At 38.9% G+C, this 9,117-nt stretch carries 6 protein-coding genes; 3 read left to right on the forward strand and 3 right to left on the reverse strand.

The features are described from left to right. Positions 1-99 precede the first annotated feature (99 nt). Positions 100-1,287, reverse strand: a complete 1,188-nt coding sequence (locus Q0791_RS17600; RefSeq protein WP_299009129.1) for a jacalin-like lectin — start codon at positions 1,285-1,287, stop codon at positions 100-102. Positions 1,288-2,303: 1,016 nt separating this feature from the next. Here Q0791_RS17600 and Q0791_RS17605 point away from each other — a divergent pair. Further along, complete coding sequence (locus Q0791_RS17605) at positions 2,304-3,614, forward strand: alkaline phosphatase (RefSeq protein WP_299009132.1); 1,311 nt, start codon at positions 2,304-2,306, stop codon at positions 3,612-3,614. Positions 3,615-3,863: 249 nt separating this feature from the next. Next, the gene (locus tag Q0791_RS17610) at positions 3,864-4,892 is read left to right on the forward strand and encodes a class I SAM-dependent methyltransferase (RefSeq protein ID WP_299009134.1); all 1,029 of its coding nucleotides are present in this window, start codon (positions 3,864-3,866) and stop codon (positions 4,890-4,892) included. A 299-nt stretch (positions 4,893-5,191) separates the two neighbouring features. Here Q0791_RS17610 and asnB read toward each other — a convergent pair whose 3' ends face one another. Further along, a complete protein-coding gene (gene asnB / locus Q0791_RS17615) occupies positions 5,192-7,129 on the reverse strand; it encodes an asparagine synthase (glutamine-hydrolyzing) (protein WP_299009137.1) in 1,938 nt (645 codons plus the stop codon). Between the two features lie 127 nt (positions 7,130-7,256). Between asnB and Q0791_RS17620 the strand changes: the two genes are divergently transcribed. Then, entirely contained in the window at positions 7,257-8,372 is a 1,116-nt protein-coding gene (locus Q0791_RS17620) for a site-2 protease family protein (protein WP_299009139.1), read from the forward strand. A 166-nt stretch (positions 8,373-8,538) separates the two neighbouring features. Here the strand turns inward: Q0791_RS17620 and Q0791_RS17625 are convergent, their stop codons facing one another. After that, complete coding sequence (locus Q0791_RS17625; RefSeq protein WP_299009142.1) at positions 8,539-8,778, reverse strand: cupin domain-containing protein; 240 nt, start codon at positions 8,776-8,778, stop codon at positions 8,539-8,541. Between the last annotated feature and the right edge of the window lie 339 nt (positions 8,779-9,117).

Below are 9,117 nucleotides of genomic sequence, written 5' to 3' on the forward strand. Positions count from 1 at the left end.
ATGCCAAACCCAATCTAATACCACTCTAAGTCAATAAGTAACGCAGTGCCATGGTAATCCAACAAGCACTGCGTTATTTTTCATGATAATTAATGCTAATCAAAAATAATCCTGTGCATAAGTACCATCATAGTGACCAAAGATCGCCATCCATTCTGTCTCTATGGTCAATAAGCCACTGTCAGGATTAACGGTACCAATATTTGCCCAAAAACTTTCCCCCTCTGAAAAGTACACGTCATTGACAACCCCCTTTACTTCAAACTCAGCGCCATCATAGGGATTTTGATAAGTGATGGTATAAGGAAAATCAGCAGTATACATGGTATTAATGCCTTTCATTGCTGCAATGGTATAAGGGTTCACGGCAATGGTTTCAACCATAGTATTAGTATAAGACTGATTATCGGTAGATGATGAGCCAACAGTGGTAGACAGGCTGGCTGTGGTGCTCCAAGTGGCACTTTCTTTCAATGTTAATATTCCCGCTTTTGCTTCACTGCCAAGGGTGACTGACATCCCCATAGTGATCCCTGCAGTTGTGGAATACGAATCAGAAACAGAATATCCTTCAGTTATTCCCAGCCTCATCTGTTTAGATTGAACAAGATTAGTATCATTAATCCCAATGTTACTCGAGTAAGTCACCATTTCTTGAGATGAATTGCTAATTTGATCTTCATGCCAAGTAATCCCAACATACTCAAGCTCAATTAAACCCGTAGTGATGAGGTTCACACTCCAGATTTCATCGTAGTCAACGGTCCCCCAAAAACCAACCAATACCTGATCATTGGGAAAGGTATACACATTTGCCATTTTATATTTATAGCCGTTATTACTCCCCCAAGTCATTTGCCGGCCATTTTGTGTCCAAAGATATAAACGAGCCAAACGACCACTCTCTTTGGTAAATATTTTAATGGACTTAATATATTCGTCGGGATCCAGAGTTTCAGTACGATAATTATTCCCATCTACCGCGCCCATAGTTTCGTCTTCAGCGTAAAGGTAGCCAATACGAATACCTTTAATACGATCCCCTCCTTTATACACAGTGATCTCATTTATCTTATCACCGGGTGTCGGTGCATAGCCCTTATCAAAATCAAAAGCGGATTTTACCCACTCTGTTCCCATGTCATAGGCAGTGCCTTTTGTGGGATCGCCAAAATTTCTTAAATTATTATGATAATGCGGTGTGAGATAATCCATGACATCATTTGCAACTGCATTGTTGGTGTAAAACCAAATGCCCACCATCAGCGTGAAAAGGTACTTGCCCATTGATTGTTTCCTTAATTGACTTAAAGCGAGTAACACTTCCCCTTGTGTCCATACAAGCTACTACCAATATCCGTTATCAATATCGAACCTATATTGAACGTCCTGTCCATTTAGAGTTGAGTCAGTAATAATCATAAAACCAAAGCAATAGACTCAATACAGACTCACTAGAATACTAACCATTAACCCAAACAAAAACCACAAAAAACACAAAAAAATAAACAAACAGGTAACACATAAGAAGCATAAGACCACGAAGAATATACGATAAACACCTCTTCCACAGAAAATAGAACAATCACCAAGTAGCGAAAAAGAACAATACTCTTGGTATGTGCGATACAGAGTCTTTTACTTTTAAGGGTAACTGCGAATACAGAGCCTTGATGTAGAAGTTTTTGCAGCCGGATCTGAATCCATATTATACCAATCCCATTATACAAGTGATCTTTCAGCGGGAATTCAACATGCTGTAGGCAAGGCAGATGATTGAAGCTAATAGTGATTCTATATCGAAAGCAGCTAACGTAGCATAAAGTATGTTGAAACCCGCACAAAGTGAGCTTCTCAGACATTCCACTTCTGCGTTACATTCATTTGAAAGGGAATCACCATTACTGCATAAATGCGCCTTGAATTGAAAAGCCTGAGAAGCTCTGAATTGATCATCTATATAATGGAATTGGTATTATTTCATGGTCATCAAGATAATACTGATATCGCCAAAAATATAATCAACTTGCTCCCCAAAAATAATAAATAACCTGTGCTTGATAGACAAGCGTTAAACTAAAAAGGCAATAAATACAGATAATTATACTTGGTGGATCAATTGAGGAACAATTGAGGATCAATTAACATATCGAAAATATAAAAATAGTCATAAAAGAGATGTCATTTTACACATATCATTTTACTATTCTCACCATAATGAAAATGAGATATAACTAACTCTAAAAATTAAATAAATCTTGTCATTAATAAAAATTTACTCATTTTAAAACAGGAAAACCATCATGATTTTGAAAAAAGCGATCTTGTTGGTGTGTGCCGTTAAGATCATGCTCCCTCTAACTGCAACAGCAAACACGACCGATACTGACATCAATATTCAACAAGTCCCCAATCGACCTAAAAATATCATTATCATGATAGGTGATGGTATGGGTCCTGGGTACACCAGTGCTTATCGTTATTATCAAGACAATCCAAATACAGAAGAAGTCGAAGAAACAGTTTTTGATAGACTACTCGTTGGTATGGCCAGTACTTATCCTGCCAGAGTCAGTGGCTATGTTACCGACTCTGCAGCATCAGCAACGGCGCTTTCATCAGGCATTAAAACCTATAATGGCGCTATCGGCGTAGATGAACATAAAAATCCCATTAGCTCAATTATGCAAATTGCCAAGCAAAAAGGCATGTCAACAGGAGTCGCCGTAAAGTCACAAGTCAACCATGCCACGCCAGCAGGCTTTCTCACCCATAATGAAAGCCGAAAGAATTACGTCGCCATTGCAGAAAGTTATCTTGATACCGATACGGATGTCATTTTAGGAGGAGGACAGCGCTATTTCTCTGATGAATTAATTAGTAAATTCAAAGAAAAAGACTATCAATATATCACTGAACTGTCTCAACTCGATAATATCGAAAAACCTAAAGTACTGGGCCTTTTTGCAGATAAAGCCTTACCACTGGCCATCGATGATAAAACCAGCAACAGCTTAAAGCGGGAAACACAAAAAGCCCTCTCGCTCCTATCGCAAAATCCCAAAGGCTTTGTGCTCTTAGTCGAAGCTAGCCTCATTGACTGGGGCGGACATGATAATGATATTGTCAGCGCCATGGGAGAAATGGAAGAGTTTGCCAACACCATAGAAGTGGTTGAACAATACGTTCGCGAACATTCAGACACGCTTGTGGTGATCACAGCAGATCATAATACTGGCGGATTCTCCATAGGCGCAAATGGTGTGTATGCTTGGAATACTAAGCTCATCAAAGGAGTGAGCGCCAGCCCTAAACGTCTTGCGCAAAACACTAAAGATGATCCTAATTGGCAACAAAACATGATAAACAGCTTAGGCTTTACTCCAGACAGTCACGAATTGCAGGCTTTAGCGACAGCGAAAGGGGAAAGCACTAAGGCTCTCACAACAGCAATCAAACAACTCATCGACCAAAAATCTAATACAGGTTGGACATCAGGAGGTCACACTGGCGTTGATGTACAAGTCTTTGCAGAAGGGCCTGGTGCGAATTTATTTAGAGGTCATCAAGATAACACTGACATTGCTAAAAAAATGATCAGCCGATTACCCTAAAATCAGCTCATAAGTCCCCCAGATGAAGTCATGGGGTATTTTGTGTCATTTTTTAAACTTATCAGATATGCGAATTACCTGATAACACGTGAGTCTGGGCTTTCTAAAGGGCTAGACTGACCCTTTGAAAATTTTTACTTAATCACTTAGAGCGGCGTTAGGAGTCTTCATCATTAAGGTTTCAAGACTCTTAACGCTCAAAAGAAAAATAACGTATAATGGCGCAAATTCTTCCTTAATGTGACGCCAGTGCTAACCAATCCTTCTCAACTTATTTTACGTAATCGCGAATTAGTCGATAACCACTCAGTACTCATCCTTAATTATGAAAGTGATTTACTCCCCATTGAATTACTGGAAAATACGTCAAAGGTTTGCGCATTGGCATTGGATTATCACCACCATTTGCAAATCGAGCAGCATAAAGTCAATAATCTAGACCTGCATTTCGGCCATCAACTTCCTCACAATGAACAGTTTGATAGCGTCATCATTTATTACCCGAAGGCCAAATCATTAGTGCCTTATTTACTGAACCTTGCCGGCCATCATTTAAAATCAAATGGGCAACTCATCATCACAGGCGAAAATAAAGGCGGTATCAAGTCTATTCCTAAACAGATGCCTGATTATTTCAGCAAGCCGATAAAAATAGACAACGCTCGTCACTGCTTACTCTTTTGCAGTGAATTACAAAATTCAGCCCCCAAGATCAATATTCAAGACTGGGTAAGCCGCTATCAGCTCAGTACGCCACAAGGCGAAATCACTATATGTAATCTTGTGGGTGTATTTAGCGAGAAACGCCTCGACGCCGGTACTCAGTTATTACTGGAACACCTCCCTAAAATGAGTGGGAAAATATTAGATTTTGGCTGTGGTGCAGGCGTGATTACCGCTGCCTTATTAAAAGCACAACCTGAGTTAACAGTAGATTGTGTCGATATTAATGCCATGGCCCTTGAAGCATGTCGACTCACCATGCAAGCCAATGATATTAAAGCCAATATTTTTGCTTCAGATGGCCTCAATCAAACCCATTCGCTATATGATGGTATTATTTCCAACCCACCTTTTCATGATGGATTGTCAGCCACCACACAGATAGCCAAAACTTTTGTGCAAGACAGCGCCTTAAAACTTAACAAAACAGGGCTATTTTATATTGTTGCTAATCGTCATTTACCTTATGCCGACACCATAGAGACACACTTCAAGCAAGTGAAAGTGAAAGCCGAAAACAATCAATATAAGATTTATACCAATTCTATTATATAGATGATCAATTCAGAGCTTCTCAGGCTTTTCAATTCAAGGCGCATTTATGCTGTAATGGTGATTCCCTTTCAAATGAATGCAACGCAGAAGTGGAATGTCTGAGAAGCTCACTTTGTGCGGGTTTCAACATACTTTATGCTACGTTAGCTGCTTTCGATATAGAATCACTATTAGCTTCAATCATCTGCCTTGCCTACAGCATGTTGAATTCCCGCTGAAAGATCACTTATATAATGGAATTGGTATTATTCAAATCAAGGTTAGTTTTAATCCAAAATAAGGGCATGAAAAATGAGAATCTAATCGCTTTGCATGCCAAACTTATCCTGAATAATGATACTGCTTACTATCAGGTTCATCACTGAATCCGCAATGTTCTTACGCTCAGGGGTCAGTTCATCTAGATGATCAAAATAATCAATGGTTTTTTTCTGATTAAAAAAAGGGACCTCCCCTGCCATCTTGCTGTGCAAAATATCCATCATGTATTCATTTAATTTTTCATTGCGCTTGTCTTGAACTGGCGGAGCTAAAAAGGGATGTTTTTGCCTGACATACATTTCATCGGTTAACTCAGGCTTCATTGATTCCCTGAGAACATATTTCTCCTTCATTCCACGTATTTTATATTTCTCTGGCAGTGATATCACATACTCGGCCAGCTTGTGATCTAAAAAAGGTAAACGCCCTTCAATTGAATGAGCCATTTCCACTCGATCACCTAATAAAGTTAACATGTAGTGAGGCAAACTAGACTTTGTCCAAGTATACAAGCTCTTATGGAGAGGAGAAGCACCTCGCAATGCATCTATAGATAAATGATTCAATAATATATTAGAAGGTAACCTATAGGTACAATACTGAGCATAATCAGAAGAAAACAGACTCTGCACCTCTCGTCCAATCACATTCAACCCCACCATCCAGTTCGGTACATGCCCTAATACATTTTGCACTAAGCTTAAACTGTTTACTTTTTGCGTAGAGACTAATAACCCTTGAGAAACCTGATTTGCAGCCTTTAACTCTTCGAGGATCTCATTTTGTTCATCTAAAGGTAAATGAGATAAATAATTAGCAATGTAATCCTGACGAAAATGTGCATAACCCGCTAAAATCTCATCAGCCCCTTCCCCAGTTAACACAACTTTAAACCCTTGTTCTCTCACAACTCTGCTTAACAGATATTTAGCAACAAAATGGCTGTTCACCGCACACTTTTCGGCTTTAAAAATGGCATCCTCATAATAGGCTGCTATTAGCTCTCCAGATATATTAACAGAATGATAATGACTGCCCGCATACTCGGCCATCGCTTTGGCAAAAAGCGCTTCATCATAAACAGGATTATCGAAAGACAGAGTAAATGCAGTCACTTTATCAGTCATTAACTTTTGAGCAGCACCTAATATCGAACAGGAATCAATACCACCACTTAAATAACAGGCAACAGGGACATCAGCCTTTAACCTAAGTCGAACAGCCTGATAAAATTGTTCTCTAAAACCAGCTATGACTTCTTCATCATCAAAGGATTGTTGTGCCTGCAGCGCTTCATTAGGGTAGTGTAAATCCCAATACATTTGAGACGTCATTTGATGTTCATCAGCATACTTTAATAAATAATGACCTGGGGATACCTCGTATATATGCTTAAACAAGCAAGCATTAGGTAAGTGCTGATTACTCACATCCTGCAAAAAGGCGCTTTTATCCCAAACCATAGGGACACCAAGCGCTTTGAGTGCTTTAACTTCAGACGCCAAATACAGCGTATTATTTTTATGGTAATAGAATAAAGGCTTAATACCGAAACGATCTCTAGCAGCAAACACTTGTTGTAAGTTTTCATCCCAAAGCACAAAAGAAAACTCACCTCTTAAGTATTCCAAACAATTCACACCATAATGCTGATATAAATAAAGCAAAATTTCACTATCGGACTGGGTTTTAAAGTGATATCCCAGTGCTGTTAAGTCATCTCGAATCGAAACATAATCATAAAACTCGCCATTGACGACACAATGAATTAAACCATCAGGTGTTGAAAGTGGTTGGCTCCCCCCTTTGATATCAATAATACTTAAGCGCGTATGCCCTAGCCACACCTTTTTATCTTGGCTTGCCCAAATAGCCGAATCATCAGGACCTCTGTGTTTAATCTCTTCTAACGCACCTGTAATGACATGCTGGGAAATACAAGCATTAGGTGAAAAAGCAGCAATAAATCCACACATAATGATTCCAAAATACACTTAACTCGATATAAAGAGTTTAGTTCAACCGACTATGTTTGATACGATTACACATAAACAAACATCTCAACAACATGAGATGAAAACTTAATTGCTAGGTACTATCACAGTGGAATTAATCAACATCGATTGTCTCGGTAAACCCCTGAGGCTGGAAGGATCTATGGCTGGTTGGCAACAACTTTTTTGGGGAGATACCTTAGTGTCTGTCATTGATGCCAGTAGCAATAACGAAGGTCAAAAAACACATACCTTTGAGCTATCGGTACAGCATAAACAAACTCAATCTGATGAAGCTCAGCCAATACAGCAAATTCAAATCAAACTTGAAACGGATTTAAAGTGGCAACCTTTCTCTATTAAATATCGATTATTTAAAAATGAAGTCTTACTCTGTGAAGGCTTTCGTGATACCAAAGATATTGAACGCCAAGTTCCCATTAAACCCGTTAAAACCAAGAAACCATTTAGCCTCATAGGGCTGGTATCATTAGGCTTTAAACTGCTTAAAAGCGCAAAAGTCATCAAAGTCGTGCTAGCTGGAGCCAGTGTGGCCGCTTATTCTTGGCTATTTTCATTTCACTTCGCGTTAGCACTCATCGCTTGCTTGGTCTTTCATGAATATGGCCATATTCGAGCGATGAAATATTTTGGCATGAAAACTAAGGGCATTTACCTTATTCCCTTTATGGGTGGGCTGGCCCTCAGTGATGAAAAAATCAATACTCGCTGGCAAGATGTAGTGATCTCTATCATGGGGCCCACATTTGGATTATTCATGTCCATCCTCTCGTTACTCCTTTATTGGGTAACGGGTCACATTTTCTTTGCCGGACTTACCGCCTTTAACGCCTTACTAAACCTGTTTAATTTATTACCTATTTTACCATTAGATGGCGGCCATATTTTAAAAAGCATCAGCTTTTCAATGAATAGCGTGGCAGGCCTGATAGCTTGTGCCTTAGGCGCTGCCATAGGTATTTATATCAGCTATACACTCGGATTAGCATTACTGGGCTTTTTACTACTCATCGGCAGCGCTGAAATCATGTTTGAATGGAAAACCCGTCACCAAAGTCATTTATTGCCCCTCGATAGGTATGGGCAAATTTTCTCAACCCTTTGGTATTTCATCACAGTGGGCTTACTGATCGCTATTATTTGGTACTTTGCTGGTACAGGTGACAGCATCTTGGGACTACCACTGAAAATATTGCAAAGCTGACGTAACCATATTGACCCATTGACTTAAGCCCTTGTTGTCAAGTCTTTATTGTTAAGGCTTAAGTCAATAAAAAAAGATAACTTCATGATTGTTTAACACTATAAAATTTCAGCAATAAATTATTTTCAAATAAAAAGCGATAACACTCAGTTTGGCCAAAAGAACATCACACCCAAATACAATCTCCATCACACCAATGAGTTTTAAACACGATATATTCAAATGGCTCAGCATACGGGTTATCTGCACTGTGAATAGCCTTAGGATGACAAGTTAATGTATCCCCTTTGATTAAATGAAACAACTGACCATCAATTACCATAGTGCCTGCACCAGATGTGATATGAAACACTTCCAGCGTTGATTGATGATAATGCGCCGCCACCGCAGTATGAGGCTCAATCACTAATAATTAAATTCACTCCCCAGCAACTAACAAGTCTGCCTCACCGGATAACAACACACTCTTTTTATAGCCCGCCATATTCAACCATCAGTTCTCACTCACAGGAAAATATGCCATCTTTAATTCGCTTTTCTTCAAATAAATTTGAAATATCATTTCAGTTTAGTTGAAACATCAGAATGATACTTTATTAGCGATTAAATTAATCAATATCATAGCGAAAAGTCATACTAAAACTCATCTTGTATCTATCAACTCATTATCATTTTGTCATTTTGTCATTTTGTCATTTTGTCATTTTGTCATTTTGTCATTTTGTCATTTTGTCATTTTGTCATT

The sequence above is a fragment of the uncultured Shewanella sp. genome (assembly GCF_947495455.1).
In the GTDB taxonomy this organism is placed as follows: domain Bacteria; phylum Pseudomonadota; class Gammaproteobacteria; order Enterobacterales; family Shewanellaceae; genus Shewanella.

Bases quoted from the DNA above. Each gene is read 5' to 3' on its own strand.
- Q0791_RS17600 (WP_299009129.1), bottom strand. From the start codon at position 1,287: ATGGGCAAGTACCTTTTCACGCTGATGGTGGGCATTTGGTTTTACACC.
- Q0791_RS17605 (WP_299009132.1), top strand. From the start codon at position 2,304: ATGATTTTGAAAAAAGCGATCTTGTTGGTGTGTGCCGTTAAGATCATG.
- asnB (WP_299009137.1), bottom strand. From the start codon at position 7,129: ATGTGTGGATTTATTGCTGCTTTTTCACCTAATGCTTGTATTTCCCAG.